The following is a 13556-nucleotide window of genomic DNA, read 5'->3' as shown; positions in this document are numbered from 1 at the left end:
CTTGGCCTCCACGGCTTCGGCCGTCTCCACCGCGGCCTCGGCGACCGGCTCGGCCGCCTTGCGGGTGCGACGGCGCGGCTTGGCCTCCGCCTCGGGCTCCGCGACGACGGCCGGGGCCTCCACGACGGCGGACTCCACGACGGCGGTCTCCACCGTCTCCGCCGCCACGGGCTCCGCGGTCTTGCGGGTACGGCGGCGACGCGGCTTCTCGACGGCCTCCACGACCTCCGCCGGGGCGGGGGCCGGGGCGGCCACGGGCGCCTCCTGCGGCGTCTCGGCGGCCACCTCGACGGCCGGTGTCACCTCGGCCGGAGCTCCCGCGCCGGCACGGGTGCGGCGACGGCGGCGCGGGGTGCGCGTCGCCGGCTCCTCGGCGGACACGGACGGGGACCCGGCGGCCGGTGCCTGCGTCGCCGGTGCCTGCGCGGCCGCGTCCAGCGGGGCGCCGCCACGGGTACGACGGCGACGGCGCGGGGTGCGCGCCGGACGCTCGCGCTCGGCGGCGGGTGCCTCGGTACGGTCCTGCCGGTCGCCCCGGCCACCGCGACCACGGTCACGGTCACGGTCACGGACGCGGGCACCGCGTCCGCCGGTCTCGCCCAGGTCCTCGACCTCCTCCGCGTCCAGACCGGCACGGGTCCGCTCCGAGCGCGGCAGGATGCCCTTGGTGCCCTCGGGGATGCCGAGGTCGGAGAACAGGTGCGGGGACGTGGAGTACGTCTCCACCGGGTCGTTGAAGCCCAGGTCCAGCGCCTTGTTGATCAGCTGCCAGCGCGGGATGTCGTCCCAGTCCACGAACGTGATCGCCGTACCCTTGGCGCCCGCGCGGCCGGTGCGGCCGACGCGGTGCAGGTACGTCTTCTCGTCCTCGGGGGACTGGTAGTTGATGACGTGGGTGACGCCCTCGACGTCGATACCGCGCGCGGCCACGTCGGTGCAGACCAGGACGTCGACCTTGCCGTTGCGGAACGCGCGCAGCGCCTGCTCGCGGGCGCCCTGGCCGAGGTCGCCGTGGACCGCGCCGGAGGCGAACCCGCGGCGCTGGAGCTGCTCGGCGATGTCGGCGGCGGTCCGCTTGGTGCGGCAGAAGATCATCGCGAGCCCGCGGCCCTCGGCCTGCAGGATGCGCGCGATCATCTCCGGCTTGTCCATGGAGTGGCCGCGGTAGACGAACTGCTTGATGTTCGCGACCGTCGCGCCCTCGTCGTCCGGCGCGGTGGCGCGGATGTGCGTGGGCCGGGACATGTAGCGGCGGGCGAGACCGATGACCGCGCCCGGCATCGTCGCCGAGAACAGCATGGTCTGGCGCTTGACCGGGAGCATGGAGATGATCTTCTCGACGTCGGGCAGGAAGCCCAGGTCGAGCATCTCGTCGGCCTCGTCGAGGACCAGGCTCTTGACGTGCTTCAGGTCGAGCTTCTTCTGGCCCGCGAGGTCGAGCAGCCGGCCCGGAGTGCCGACGACGACGTCGACGCCCTTCTTCAGGGCCTCGACCTGGGGCTCGTAGGCCCGGCCGCCGTAGATCGCCAGCACCCGCACGTTACGGACCTTGCCGGCCGTCTGGAGGTCGTTGGTGACCTGCGTGCACAGCTCGCGGGTGGGCACCACGACCAGCGCCTGCGGGGCGTCGGTGAGGTCGTCGGGGGTGGCGCGTCCGGCCTCGACGTCGGCGGGGACGGTCACGCGCTCCAGCAGGGGGAGGCCGAAGCCCAGCGTCTTGCCGGTGCCGGTCTTGGCCTGGCCGATGACGTCCGTGCCGGAAAGGGCGACGGGAAGCGTCATCTCCTGGATGGGGAAGGGACTGACGATGCCGACGGCCTCCAGGGCCTCGGCGGTCTCGGGGAGAATCCCAAGGTCTCGAAACGTCGTAGTCAGGGTGCTGCCTCTTCTGTGTGGCGCGGTGCGAGGCGAGCGCGGGGGTCATGGCTGACCGTGCCGGGGACGTCGGCTGCCGTACGGGCGAACCTGTCAAGGCAAGCCGTAAGACACGGGACCTCTGCCGACGCTCTAGCGCTCGTACCGCTGAGGGTGTCCCTCCGGTCGTCGTACGAATCCGTACGGCCACGGAGGTCTGTCGGGTCGGAGCCGATCGGGCCACCGACCGGGCATCCTCATGCGTGCGCCCTGTCGGAACACGTCGAACACCGTCGACGCACTCCCAGGCGCATTACCACCATACCCCGGATTCGCGCACACGCGATGGCCGATTTGGTCACGTAGTCGTCGTCACAGTGATCGGCGGGGGGCTTGAGGGGGGCGCCGAGCGGGCTATTGTGCGCCTCATGACTAGCTCTGACAAGCCTGAGAACGCGTCCGCCGCCCCCGTACCGACCGGTGTCGCCGCGCAGGACTGGGCGCAGGCCGCCGCCGAGCCGCACTACCGCGCCGCCGTCGTGGATCTGCTCGGGGCGCTCGCCTATGGGGAGCTCGCGGCGTTCGAGCGGCTCGCGGAGGACGCGAAGCTGGCGCCGACTCTCGGTGACAAGGCCGAGCTGGCGAAGATGGCCTCGGCGGAGTTCCACCACTTCGAGCGGCTGCGGGACCGGCTGACGGAGATCGGCGAGGACCCGACGGCGGCGATGGACCCGTTCGTCGCCGCGCTGGACGGCTTCCACCGGCAGACGGCGCCCTCGGACTGGCTGGAGGGCCTGGTCAAGGCGTACGTCGGCGACTCGATCGCGAGCGACTTCTACCGGGAGGTGGCTGCGCGGCTCGACACCGACACGCGGGAGCTGGTGCTCGCGGTGCTCGACGACACCGGGCACGCGGAGTTCGCGGTGGAGAAGGTGCGGGCCGCGATCGACGCCGATCCGCGGGTCGGCGGGCGGCTCGCGCTGTGGGCGCGGCGGCTGATGGGCGAGGCGCTGTCGCAGTCGCAGCGGGTGGTGGCGGACCGGGACGCGCTGTCCACGATGCTCGTGGGCGGGGTGGCCGACGGGTTCGATCTGGCCGAGGTGGGGCGGATGTTCACGCGGATCACGGAGGCGCACACGAAGCGGATGGCCGCGCTGGGCCTCGCGGCCTGAGAAGCGCTGCGCTCCGTGGGGGCGGCCACGGGCCGTTGCGCGGCTGCCGGTGCGTTCCGGCCGGCCGCGCCCCCGCGGCGGAGCCGCGTGTCGAGCAGGGCCCCGAGCCTCTTCGGGACGCCTCCGCTCACGCCGTCAGGGAGCGGCGGGTCCGTGACGGGCGCAGCAGGAGGGACAGGGAGGCCGCCGAGATGGCGGCGGCGCCCAGGAAGGGGATCAGGGTGAAGCCCGAGCCCAGGGCGCTGTGGGTGACGAAGTCGCCCAGGAGGGCGCCCGCGGCGCCGGTCGAGTAGACCAGGGGGCGGTTCGGGAGGCGGTGGGCGAGGCGGGCGGTCGCCGCCCAGGCGAGCAGGAGACCGAGCACGGCGGTGCCGAGTGCTTCCAGGATCATGACGGGGGTCCCTCCCACGGCCGGTCTGCCTTGAACGGTCGTAGCCCGTCTTACCCCTGACCTGCGGACTGCAATCCTCCGCTATGGCGGAGTTGTGCCGTTTCTGTGTGCGAATCCGCTCAGCACAAAGGCCCGGCGGCCGAGTGCCGCCGGGCCCTTGACACGACCGGGCTACAGCGCGCCGAAGCCCACCTTGCGCACGGTCGGCGCGCCGAGCTCCACGTACGCCAGCCGGTCCGTCGGCACCATGACCTTGCGGCCCTTCTCGTCCTCGAGGGTCAGCAGCTGCGTCTTCCCGGCCAGGGCGTCGGACACCAGGCGCTCGACCTCCTCGACGCTCTGACCGCTCTCCAGAACGATCTCGCGGGGCGCGTGCTGCACGCCGATCTTGACCTCCACGGCTTTGTCCCTCCGACGGTCAGTGATGTGCGCGATCTTCCGCGCCGTACCAGCACACATTAGCCCGGTGAGGGGACGTGCACGCTGCCGGCCGGGAACGCCAACAGCGAACACGGTCCGGGAATGAACGCCGTGACCCGGCTCAGTGGTGCTCGTTGCCGTGCAGCGGGAAGCCCGCGATGCCGCGCCAGGCGAGCGAGGCGAGCAGCTGCACCGCGTGGTCGCGGGGCACACTGCGGTCGCTGTGCAGCCAGGAACGGGCCACCACCTGGGCGAGCCCGCCGAGACCCGAGGCGAGCAGCATGGACTCCGCGCGGGACAGGCCGGTGTCCTCCGCGATGACATCGCAGATCGCCTCGGCGCACTCGGTGGTCACCTTGTCGACGCGCTCGCGCACGGCCGGCTCGTTGGTCAGGTCCGACTCGAAAACCAGCCGGAAGGCACCGCCGTCGTCCTCCACATAGGCGAAGTAGGCGTCCATGGTCGCCCGCACCCGCTGCTTGTTGTCGGTCGTCGACGCCAGCGCGCCGCGCACCGACTGGATCAGCGCCTCGCAGTGCTGGTCCAGCAGCGCGAGGTAGAGGTCGAGCTTGCCCGGAAAGTGCTGGTAGAGCACCGGCTTGCTCACGCCGGCCCGCTCGGCGATGTCGTCCATCGCCGCGGCGTGGTAGCCCTGTGCGACGAAGACCTCCTGGGCCGCGCCCAGCAACTGGTTCCGTCGGGCTCGGCGCGGCAGCCGGGTGCCGCGCGGGCGTGCTGCCTCTGTCTGCTCGATGGCTGTCACGCCGCCTCCCAATGTCGTCCACATGCGATGTCGACCGCGCGGCCATCGTACTTTTCGGTAACCGTGGTGTGCGCGGTGCGAACGCAGAATTTCACGTACCGGACGGCGGCGAAAGCCGGGTCGCGCGGGCGATCAGCGGTAGTCGTCCTCGTCGAGCGCGACCACGCGGGCCTGTTCGGCCAGGTCGGCCTCGTCCGCCCGGTCCTTCTTCTCCGCCGGCAGCGGCTCGTCGCGCTCGGGCCGGATGTCGGCCTGCTGCTCGACGGCGTCCACTTCCGGCTCCTCGATACCCAGCTCCGAGGCCGTGTCCTCGTCCAGCTCCTCGATGGTGTCGGGCTCGGTCGGGTCGTGGGCCATGACGGCTCCCTCCTACGAACGTCCCCTCGGGCACGGCAGGACCCACACACGGGTACCCGTGTACGAGCCTAGGAGACGGCCGTTCCGGACGCCATGCCGTGCGCTCCCGTCCGCGCACCGGTTGTCCGCGACGGAACGGCTCATTCTGTGACGGCGAACACACGAATGCCGGTGTGATCACCTCGTAACATTGCCCGCATGTCTTCCACCGAGTCGCCCTCCGCGCCGGCCGCCAGTGTGCTCCCGCGGGTGGCGCCCGTCCGGGTCGGCGAGGGGGAGCGGCTGCGGACGGCGGGCCTGCCGGGGGTCACCCTGACGGTGCGCTACCGGCCGGCCGCGCGCGCGGGTCTGCCGCGCGCGCTGTACGTCCACGGGCTCGGCGGCTCCTCGCAGAACTGGTCGGACCTGATGGCCGAGCTGGACGGCGTCGTGGCCGGCGAGGCGATCGATCTGCCGGGCTTCGGCGACTCCCCGCCCCCGGACGACGGCGACTACTCCGTCACCGGGCACGCGCGGGCCGTCATCCGCTACCTGGACGCCGCCGGACACGGCCCCGTCCACCTCTTCGGCAACTCGCTCGGCGGCGCGGTCACCACGCGGGTGGCCGCCGTACGACCCGACCTGGTGCGCACGCTCACGCTGATCTCGCCCGCGCTGCCGGAGCTGCGGATCCAGCGCACCGCGGTGCCGACCGGACTGCTCGGCGTGCCCGGCATCGCCGCCCTCTTCACCCGGATGAGCAGGGACTGGACGGCCGAGCAGCGGGTGCGCGGGGTCATGGGCCTGTGTTACGGCGACCCCGGCCGGGTGACGCCGGAGGCGTTCCGGCAGGCCGTCGAGGAGCTGGAGCGGCGCTTGCAGCTGCCGTACTTCTGGGACGCGATGGCCCGCTCGGCGCGCGGCATCGTCAACGCGTACACGCTCGGCGGCCAGCACGGACTGTGGCGGCAGGCCGAGCGCGTGCTGGCGCCGACCCTGCTCGTCTACGGCGGCCGGGACCAGCTCGTCGGCTACCGCATGGCGCGCAAGGCCGCCCGTTCCTTCCGTGACTCCCGGCTGCTGACCCTGCCGGACGCCGGGCACGTGGCGATGATGGAGTATCCGGGCGTGGTGGCGCGGGCCTTCCGGGAGCTGCTGGCGCACGCCGAGGGGGACGGCGGCGGTACGGACGACGAGAGCACGGACACGGGCGGCCGGAGGGCCGCCGAGGGTACGGAAGCGGGGAGCTGAAGGACACCGTGGGACGCCACAGCCGCCGGGGGCCGGTCGAGCCGGCCGCGCAGGACACGGGTCCGCAGACAGCGGCGAGGAGCGAACGGGGCGCGCCGGGCCGCGGCACGCCGAAAGCGCTGGGAGTGCCGGAGGCGATGCCGGGCCGCGGTGCGCCGGGGTCTCCGGAGCGGGCGGCGGGTCGCGCCGCGCCGCGCGCGTCCGGGGGGACGCCGGCCGCGCCCCCCGCCCGTGGCGTGCCGCGCCTGCCCGAAGGCACGCCCGCCCGTGGTGTTCCGGGGCTCCCCGACGGCGCTTCCGCGCACGGTGTGCCGCGCGGCCCCGGCGCGGGTGCCGCGCGCGGTGGGCATCCCGAGCAGCGGGAACCCGGCGGCGGCTGGGGGGAGTTCCCGGCGCGGACCGGGTCCGCGACCGGCGGGCACGGGGCCGTACTGCCCCGGCAGCGGAAGGCGCCCGCCGGCCCCGCTGGTCCTCCCGGTCCTGCCGGTCCCGTCGGCCCCCGTGGGCGCGGGCCGCGGCAGGACTACCTTGACGCCTTCGACGGCGGCGGTGGCCGGCCGGGAGGCGTCCGTACGACGGAGCGGCCGGCCGGCGAACCGGAGCCGGTGGCCGGGACACCCGATGCCGGGGCCGGAGGAGACAAGGCGGCTCCGCCCCCGCAGCGCGGGAGCAAGGGGCGGGCCTTCACCGGGATCGCCGCGGCCGCCGTCACCACCGTGCTCGCGGTGGTCGTCGCCGGGCAGGTGACCGAGGGGCGCGACGGGGGCGCGGCGGCCGGGCATACCGCGCCGGACCAGGGCGCCGGCGCGCAGGCCGGGTCCTCCGTGAAGCCGAGCGCGGCGCCCTTGACGTACGAGCAGCAGATGGACCGCACGTATCCGCTGAGCGCGACCCTCAAGGCGTCCGGGAAGTTCGACACCGTCCCCGGCTTCGACAAGGCGCCCGGCACCGGCCGGAAGTACCGCTACCGCGTCGACATCGAGCAGGGACTCGGCCTGGACGGCGCGCTGTTCGCCGAGGCCGTGCAGAAGACGCTGAACGACGACCGGAGCTGGGGGCACGGCGGCACCCGTACCTTCGAGCGGATCTCCTCCGGCAAACCCGACTTCGTGATCACCCTGGCCAGCCCCGGCACCACCGCCACCTGGTGCGCCAAGTCCGGCCTGGACACCACCGAGGACAACGTCTCCTGCGACTCGGCCGCCACCCAGCGCGTGATGATCAACGCGTACCGATGGGCGCAAGGAAGCAAGACATATGGTGACAAGATCCATATGTACCGGCAAATGCTGATCAACCATGAGGTCGGCCACCGTCTCGGCCACAACCACGTCACCTGCGAGAAGGACGGCGAACTCGCGCCGGTCATGCAGCAGCAGACCAAGTTCCTCGACCACGACGGGATCCACTGCCTGCCCAACGCCTGGCCCTACCCCAGGAGTTGACCGCTTGCTCTTATGTCACTTTGACATGAGTCGCAAGTTCGTTCATATTTCTGCGCATGTGGTCTCGTCATGCCGTCTCCTTCAGCGCCGCCATCGAGCTGGCGCTGATCGGTGTGACCGCGCTCTGCGTGGCCGACATCCACTGTCGCTGACGCCGCCCCCCTGGCGTTCGCGTCGCGACCTTTCTCCTTTCTCCCCTCCGTGACCCCGGTCGCGGATTTTTCGACGACTCGACGCCGGGGCCTACGTCTGCCCAGGGACGTCTCACTCCTCGTCCCTTTGTCTCACTCTTCGAGAAATCCTCGAATCACCCCCCGAGAGGTCGTCAATCCGATGCGTCAACCGTCCGTCATAGCGCGCCGCGTGGCAGCGGCATCCGTCAGCCTGGTCGTGGCCGCGGGCGCCGCCGCCTGCGGTCCGAAGGACAGCGGTGCGAAGGGCTCCGGTGGCGACTCCACGCCCCACAAGGGCGGCACGCTCACGGTCCTCAACTCCGAACCGCAGACCGACTTCGACCCCGCGCGGCTGTACACCTCCGGCGGTGGGAACGTGCCCTCGCTGGTCTTCCGCACGCTCACCACGCGCAACCGGGCGAACGGCGCGGCCGGCGCCAAGGTCGTGCCGGACCTCGCGACCGACACCGGGCGTCCCAGCAAGGACGCGACCGTGTGGACGTACACCCTGAAGAAGGGCCTCACGTACGAGGACGGCACCCCGATCACCTCGGCCGACATCAAGTACGGCATCGAGCGCTCGTTCGCCCCCGAGCTCTCCGGCGGCGCTCCCTACCTGCGCGACTGGCTGGCGGGCGCGGCGGACTACCAGGGGCCGTACAAGGACAAGAAGGGCCTCTCGGCGATCGAGACGCCGGACGCGCGGACCATCGTCTTCCATCTGAACAAGCCCGAGGGCGAGTTCCCGTTCCTGGCCACGCAGACGCAGTTCGCCCCGGTGCCCAAGGCCAGGGACACCGGCACCAAGTACGAGGAGCACCCCGTCTCGTCCGGCCCCTACGAGGTCGTGAAGAACGAGAACGACGGCGAGCACGTGCTGCTCAAGCGCAACCCCAACTGGTCCGCTGCCACCGACGACCAGCGCAAGGCCTACCCGGACACCATCGACGTGCGCTCCGGGCTCGACTCCTCGGTGATCGACCAGCGGCTGTCCGCGTCCCAGGGCGCGGACGCCGCCGCCGTCACCACGGACACCAACCTCGGCCCGGCCGAGCTGGCCAAGGTGACCGGCGACAAGGAGCTGGCCGCGCGCGTGGGCACCGGTCACTTCGGCTACACGAACTACATCGCGTTCAACCCGAAGGTGAAGCCCTTCGACAACCCCAAGGTGCGCGAGGCCATCGCCTACGCCGTGGACCGCTCCTCGGTGGTCAACGCGGCCGGCGGCAGCGCGCTCGCCGAGCCCGCCACGACCTTCCTCCCGGACCAGAAGTCCTTCGGGTACACGCCGTACGACCCCTTCCCGGCGGGCGTGTCCGGCAACCCGGCGAAGGCCAGGCAGCTGCTGGCGCAGGCCGGTTACAAGAACGGGCTCACCGTCACCCTGACGCACTCCAACGCCAAGGACTTCGCGACCAGCCCGGAGATCGCCACCGCGCTCCAGGACGCGCTCAAGAAGGCCGGCATCACGGTCAGGCTCCAGGGCCTGGAGGACAACGACTACCGGGACACCGTGCACAGCGTGAAGACCGAGCCCGGCTTCTTCCTCGCCGGCTGGGGCGCCGACTGGCCCTCCGGCGGCCCCTTCCTCGCCCCGATCTTCGACGGCCGGCAGATCGTCAAGGACGGCGCGAACTTCAACGCGAGCCAGCTCGACGACACGTCGGTCAATGACGAGATTGACTCGATCAACAAGCTGACCGACCTCGGCGCGGCCGCCAAGCGCTGGGGCGCCCTGGACAAGAAGATTGGTGAGAAGGCGCTCGTGGTGCCGCTGTTCCACCCCGTCTACAAGCGCCTCGTCGGCAAGGACATCCGCAATGTCGTCATCAGCGACTGGACCGGCGTGCTGGACATCTCCCAGGTCGCGGTGAAGTGACGCCGTGACCGAGTCACCCCTCGCCACCCTGGCCGCCGGGACGGACACCCCCGTCCCGGCGGGCTCGGGGGCCCGCCGGTTCTGGCGGCGGCTGCGGGCGCAGCGCGCCGCCCTGGTCGCCGCGGTCGTCGTCGCGCTGCTCGTCCTGCTCGCGCTCGGCGCACCGCTGTTCACCGCCCTGGAGGGCCAGGACCCCTTCACCTACCACCCGTCCCTGATCGACTCCGCGCGCGGCGGCGTGCCGGTCGGCCCGCTCGGCGGCATCGGCGCGGAGCACTGGCTGGGCGTCGAACCCCAGACCGGCCGCGACCTGTTCGCCCGCCTGGTCTACGGCGCCCGCGTCTCGCTCGGCGTCGCCCTGGCCGCCACCGTCATCCAGGTCGCCGTCGGCGTGGCCGTCGGCGTGGCGGCCGCGCTCGGCAATCAATGGGTTGATCAAGTGTTGAGCCGGATCACGGACATCATCGTCGCGATGCCGTTGATGATCATGTCGTTGGCGCTGCTGGCGGTCGTCCCGGCGAGCTTCCCGCGCCCCGTCCTGGTCACCCTCGTCCTCGGCCTGATCGGCTGGGGCAGCATCGCGAAGATCCTGCGCGCGCAGGCCCTGTCCATGAAGGGGCTCGACTACGTCTCGGCGGCCCGGCTCAGCGGCTGGAAGACCTGGCGGATCGCCCGCCGGGAGCTGCTGCCCGGACTCGCCGCGCCCGTCATCACCTACGCCGCGCTCCTCGTGCCCGCGAACATCTCCGCGGAGTCGGCCCTGTCCTTCCTCGGCGTGGGCGTCAAGCCGCCCACGCCCTCCTGGGGACAGATGCTCACCGCCGCCGACGTCTGGTACCAGGCCGCCCCGCAGTACCTGCTGCTGCCGGCCGGCGCCCTGTTCGTCACCGTCCTCGCGCTCACCGTCCTCGGCGACGGCGTGCGCACCGCCCTCGACCCGCGCGCCGCCTCCCGGCTGCGGATCGGCACCGGCCGCAAGGACGAGGACACGGCCCGGGGCACGGCGGCGAACACGGCCGAGGAACCGGCCGGGAAGGAGGTGACCGCATGAGCGGCTTCGGCGGATTCCTGCTGCGCCGGGCCGTGGGCACGGTCGTCACCCTGCTCGCCATCTCGGTCATCGTCTACGTCGTCTTCTACGTCACCCCCGGCAACGTCGCCCAGATCACCTGCGGCCCGCGCTGCTCCCCGGCCCAGGTGCACCAGGTCGCCGAACAGCTGCACCTCGGCGACCCCCTCTACGTGCGCTACTGGCACTTCCTCCAGGGCCTGTTCGCCGGCCAGGACTTCTCCACCGGCACCTCCGTGGAGCACTGCGCGGCGCCCTGCCTCGGGCAGTCGTACCAGACCGGACAGCAGGTCCTGGACATCATCCTGGGCAAGCTGCCGGTCAGCCTCTCCCTGGTCCTCGGCGGCATGGTGCTGTGGCTCGCCCTCGGCGTCGGCACCGGCGTCCTCTCCGCCTGGCGGCGCGGCCGCGTCTCGGAGCGGGTGCTCACCGCGATCACCCTCGCGGGCACCGCCACGCCGGTGTTCGTCATCGGCCTGGTGCTGATGATCGTCGTCTGCGGCCAGCTCCAGCTGCTGCCCTTCCCGGAGTACGTCGCCTTCACCGACGACCCCGAGCAGTGGGCCTGGAACCTGGTGCTGCCCTGGCTGTCGCTGGCCCTGATCGAGGCCGCGACCTTCGCCCGGCTGACCCGCGCCGCGATGCTGGAGACCCTCGCCGAGGACCACGTACGGACCTTCCGGGCCTACGGCGTCGGCGAGCGGGCCATCGTCGGACGGCACGCGCTGCGCGGCGCGTTCGCCCCGGTCATCGCGCTCAACGCCAACAACGTCGGCTCCGCAGTCGGCGGCGCCGTCCTCACCGAGACCCTGTTCGGGCTGCCCGGTATCGGCCAGGAGCTGGTGCACGCGGTGAAGGTCGTCGACCTGCCGGTGGTCGTCGGCATGGTCCTCGTCATCGCGTTCTTCGTGGTGCTCGCCAACGCCGTCGCGGACGTGCTGTACGCGGTGGCCGACCGACGGGTGGTGCTCGCATGAGCCTGGTGGAAGTGACCGGCCTGAGCGTCGAGTTCGGCGCGCTGCGAGCCGTCGACCAGCTCTCCTTCAGTCTGGCCGAGGGCGGCGCGCTGGCCCTGGTCGGCGAGTCCGGCTCCGGCAAGTCCACGGTCGCGGGCGCCCTGCTGGGCCTGCACCGCGGTACCGGCGCCCGCGTCGGCGGCACCGTGCGCGTCGCCGGCACCGATGTGGGGCAGGCCACCGAGCAGGAACTGCGGCGGCTGCGCGGTGCCGAGGCCGCCATGGTCTTCCAGGACCCGCTGTCCTCGCTCGACCCCTATTACGCCATCGGCGACCAGATCGCCGAGGTGTACCGGGTGCACACCCGCGCCTCGCGCCGCACCGCCCGCCCGCGTGCCGTCGAGGTCCTGGACCGCGTGGGCATCCCGGACGCCGCCCGGCGCGCCCGCTCGCGCCCGCACGAGTTCAGCGGCGGCATGCGCCAGCGCGCGCTCATCGCCATGGCGCTGGCCTGCGAACCCCGTCTGCTGATCGCCGACGAGCCCACCACCGCGCTCGACGTCACCGTGCAGGCCCAGATCCTCGACCTGCTGCACACCCTGCGCACCGAGACCGGCATGGGCCTGCTGCTGGTCACGCACGACGTGGGCGTGGCCGCGGAGAGCGTGGAGGAGGTGCTGGTCATGCGGCACGGCCGGGCCGTCGAGCACGGTCCGGTCGGGACGGTCCTCGCGGCGCCCGAGCAGTCGTACACCCGCGAACTCCTCGACGCCGTCCCGCGCGTGGACACCCGCCGCACCGGCTCCCCGGCCACCGGCGAGGTGGTCCTGGAGGCCACCGGCCTGCGGCGCGAATTCGGGCGCGGCAAGCGGACGTTCGCGGCCGTGGACGACGTCTCGCTGACCGTGCGCAGGGGCGAGACCCTGGGCGTCGTCGGCGAGAGCGGCAGCGGCAAGACCACCCTCGGCCGGATGCTGGTCGGCCTCCTGGACCCCACCGCGGGCGGGATCCGTTACGACGGCAGGCCGCACACCGGGGTGAACCCGGCCGTCCAGATGGTCTTCCAGGACCCCGTCTCCTCCCTCAACCCCCGCCGCAGCGTGGGCGAGTCCATCGCCGACCCGCTGCGAGCCCGCGGCGAGAAGGGCGAGGGGGCCGAGGAGCGGATCAGGGGGCGCGTGACGGAACTGCTGGAGCGCGTGGGGCTCGAAGGGGCGCACTACGACCGCTACCCGCACGAGTTCAGCGGGGGCCAGCGCCAGCGCATCGGCATCGCCCGCGCGCTGGCCGCCGACCCGCGCGTCATCGTCTGCGACGAACCCGTCTCCGCGCTCGACGTCACCACGCAGGCCCAAGTGGTCGACCTGCTTGGCGAGTTGCAGCGGGAACTCGGCCTCGCGCTGGTCTTCATCGCGCACGACCTCGCCGTCGTCCGCCAGGTCAGCGACCGGCTCGCGGTGATGCGCCGGGGCCGGCTGGTCGAGTACGGTCCCGCCGACGAGGTCTACGACAGCCCGCGCGAGGAGTACACCCGGCAACTGCTGGCCGCCGTACCCGCCCTCGACCCGGAGGTGGCGGCCCGGCGCCGCGCGGCGCGCCGCGCACCGGCGGCGGTGTGAGAGCGCGCCCGGCGTGACGTTTCGTACCCGCGTGAACGCCTAGCGCGACAAAACGCGGTTCGCACGAGAAAGTCACGCGCGTTCACCCCTTTTGGTGGGGGGGGGGGGGAAAAACCCCCCCCCCACCCCCCCCTTCTCCCCCCCTCCTCTCCCCCCTTCCCCCCCACACCAAAACCAAACCAACCACAAAAAAAACAAGGGAGTCGATCCGCCTCCCCGACCGCCTGC

Annotated in this window: 13 protein-coding genes; 8 read left to right on the top strand and 5 right to left on the bottom strand. The window is 72.4% G+C overall.

Features of this window, described 5'->3' with window-relative positions; all coding sequences use genetic code 11:
* A partial coding sequence (locus tag ACZ7EC_RS30620) for a DEAD/DEAH box helicase (protein ID WP_471067771.1) occupies positions 1-1782 on the bottom strand: 1782 nt, incomplete at its 3' end.
* Between the two features lie 500 nt (positions 1783-2282).
* Here ACZ7EC_RS30620 and ACZ7EC_RS30615 point away from each other — a divergent pair.
* Positions 2283-3026: a ferritin-like fold-containing protein gene (locus ACZ7EC_RS30615; protein WP_471067768.1), complete on the top strand. Its 744-nt coding sequence runs from the start codon at positions 2283-2285 to the stop codon at positions 3024-3026.
* 127 nt (positions 3027-3153) lie between these two features.
* Here the strand turns inward: ACZ7EC_RS30615 and ACZ7EC_RS30610 are convergent, their stop codons facing one another.
* From ACZ7EC_RS30610 to ACZ7EC_RS30595, 4 genes are all read right to left on the bottom strand, one after another.
* On the bottom strand, positions 3154-3417 hold the full coding sequence (locus ACZ7EC_RS30610) for a hypothetical protein (RefSeq protein WP_471067766.1): 264 nt from the start codon (positions 3415-3417) through the stop codon (positions 3154-3156).
* Positions 3418-3588: 171 nt separating this feature from the next.
* On the bottom strand, positions 3589-3816 hold the full coding sequence (locus ACZ7EC_RS30605) for a DUF3107 domain-containing protein (protein WP_046421387.1): 228 nt from the start codon (positions 3814-3816) through the stop codon (positions 3589-3591).
* Positions 3817-3958: 142 nt separating this feature from the next.
* Complete coding sequence (locus tag ACZ7EC_RS30600) at positions 3959-4600, bottom strand: TetR/AcrR family transcriptional regulator (RefSeq protein WP_397984161.1); 642 nt, start codon at positions 4598-4600, stop codon at positions 3959-3961.
* Between the two features lie 132 nt (positions 4601-4732).
* Positions 4733-4957, bottom strand: a complete 225-nt coding sequence (locus ACZ7EC_RS30595; protein WP_471067763.1) for a hypothetical protein — start codon at positions 4955-4957, stop codon at positions 4733-4735.
* A gap of 198 nt (positions 4958-5155) precedes the next feature.
* On the opposite strand from ACZ7EC_RS30595, the gene ACZ7EC_RS30590 reads away from it, so the two are divergent.
* From ACZ7EC_RS30590 to ACZ7EC_RS30560, 7 genes are all read left to right on the top strand, one after another.
* Positions 5156-6187 carry an alpha/beta fold hydrolase gene (locus ACZ7EC_RS30590; RefSeq protein WP_471067761.1) on the top strand — a complete coding sequence of 344 codons (1032 nt, stop codon included), beginning with the start codon at positions 5156-5158 and terminating at the stop codon, positions 6185-6187.
* An 8-nt stretch (positions 6188-6195) separates the two neighbouring features.
* Positions 6196-7632 (top strand): DUF3152 domain-containing protein, encoded by a 1437-nt coding sequence (locus ACZ7EC_RS30585; protein ID WP_471067758.1) that lies wholly within the window; start codon positions 6196-6198, stop codon positions 7630-7632.
* A 56-nt stretch (positions 7633-7688) separates the two neighbouring features.
* The gene (locus ACZ7EC_RS30580; RefSeq protein ID WP_309506041.1) at positions 7689-7784 is read left to right on the top strand and encodes an Ms4533A family Cys-rich leader peptide; all 96 of its coding nucleotides are present in this window, start codon (positions 7689-7691) and stop codon (positions 7782-7784) included.
* A gap of 181 nt (positions 7785-7965) precedes the next feature.
* Positions 7966-9684 carry an ABC transporter substrate-binding protein gene (locus ACZ7EC_RS30575; protein WP_471067755.1) on the top strand — a complete coding sequence of 573 codons (1719 nt, stop codon included), beginning with the start codon at positions 7966-7968 and terminating at the stop codon, positions 9682-9684.
* Positions 9685-9688: 4 nt separating this feature from the next.
* On the top strand, positions 9689-10735 hold the full coding sequence (locus ACZ7EC_RS30570; protein WP_471067752.1) for an ABC transporter permease: 1047 nt from the start codon (positions 9689-9691) through the stop codon (positions 10733-10735).
* Positions 10732-11730, top strand: a complete 999-nt coding sequence (locus ACZ7EC_RS30565; RefSeq protein WP_471067750.1) for an ABC transporter permease — start codon at positions 10732-10734, stop codon at positions 11728-11730. The genes ACZ7EC_RS30570 and ACZ7EC_RS30565 overlap by 4 nt, the downstream gene beginning before the upstream one ends.
* Positions 11727-13328 (top strand): dipeptide ABC transporter ATP-binding protein, encoded by a 1602-nt coding sequence (locus ACZ7EC_RS30560; protein ID WP_471067747.1) that lies wholly within the window; start codon positions 11727-11729, stop codon positions 13326-13328. The genes ACZ7EC_RS30565 and ACZ7EC_RS30560 overlap by 4 nt, the downstream gene beginning before the upstream one ends.
* Positions 13329-13556: the final 228 nt, after the last annotated feature.

It is taken from the genome of Streptomyces sp. NPDC037203 (genome assembly GCF_055605065.1).
Note: the sequence above shows the minus strand (reverse complement) of the source record. Positions and strands in the feature narration are given on the sequence as shown.

Coding starts and splice junctions, on each gene's coding strand:
- ACZ7EC_RS30610 (WP_471067766.1), bottom strand. CDS start 3,417: ATGATCCTGGAAGCACTCGGCACCGCCGTGCTCGGTCTCCTGCTCGCC.
- ACZ7EC_RS30580 (WP_309506041.1), top strand. CDS start 7,689: ATGTGGTCTCGTCATGCCGTCTCCTTCAGCGCCGCCATCGAGCTGGCG.
- ACZ7EC_RS30560 (WP_471067747.1), top strand. CDS start 11,727: ATGAGCCTGGTGGAAGTGACCGGCCTGAGCGTCGAGTTCGGCGCGCTG.
- ACZ7EC_RS30565 (WP_471067750.1), top strand. CDS start 10,732: ATGAGCGGCTTCGGCGGATTCCTGCTGCGCCGGGCCGTGGGCACGGTC.
- ACZ7EC_RS30590 (WP_471067761.1), top strand. CDS start 5,156: ATGTCTTCCACCGAGTCGCCCTCCGCGCCGGCCGCCAGTGTGCTCCCG.
- ACZ7EC_RS30575 (WP_471067755.1), top strand. CDS start 7,966: ATGCGTCAACCGTCCGTCATAGCGCGCCGCGTGGCAGCGGCATCCGTC.
- ACZ7EC_RS30615 (WP_471067768.1), top strand. CDS start 2,283: ATGACTAGCTCTGACAAGCCTGAGAACGCGTCCGCCGCCCCCGTACCG.
- ACZ7EC_RS30595 (WP_471067763.1), bottom strand. CDS start 4,957: ATGGCCCACGACCCGACCGAGCCCGACACCATCGAGGAGCTGGACGAG.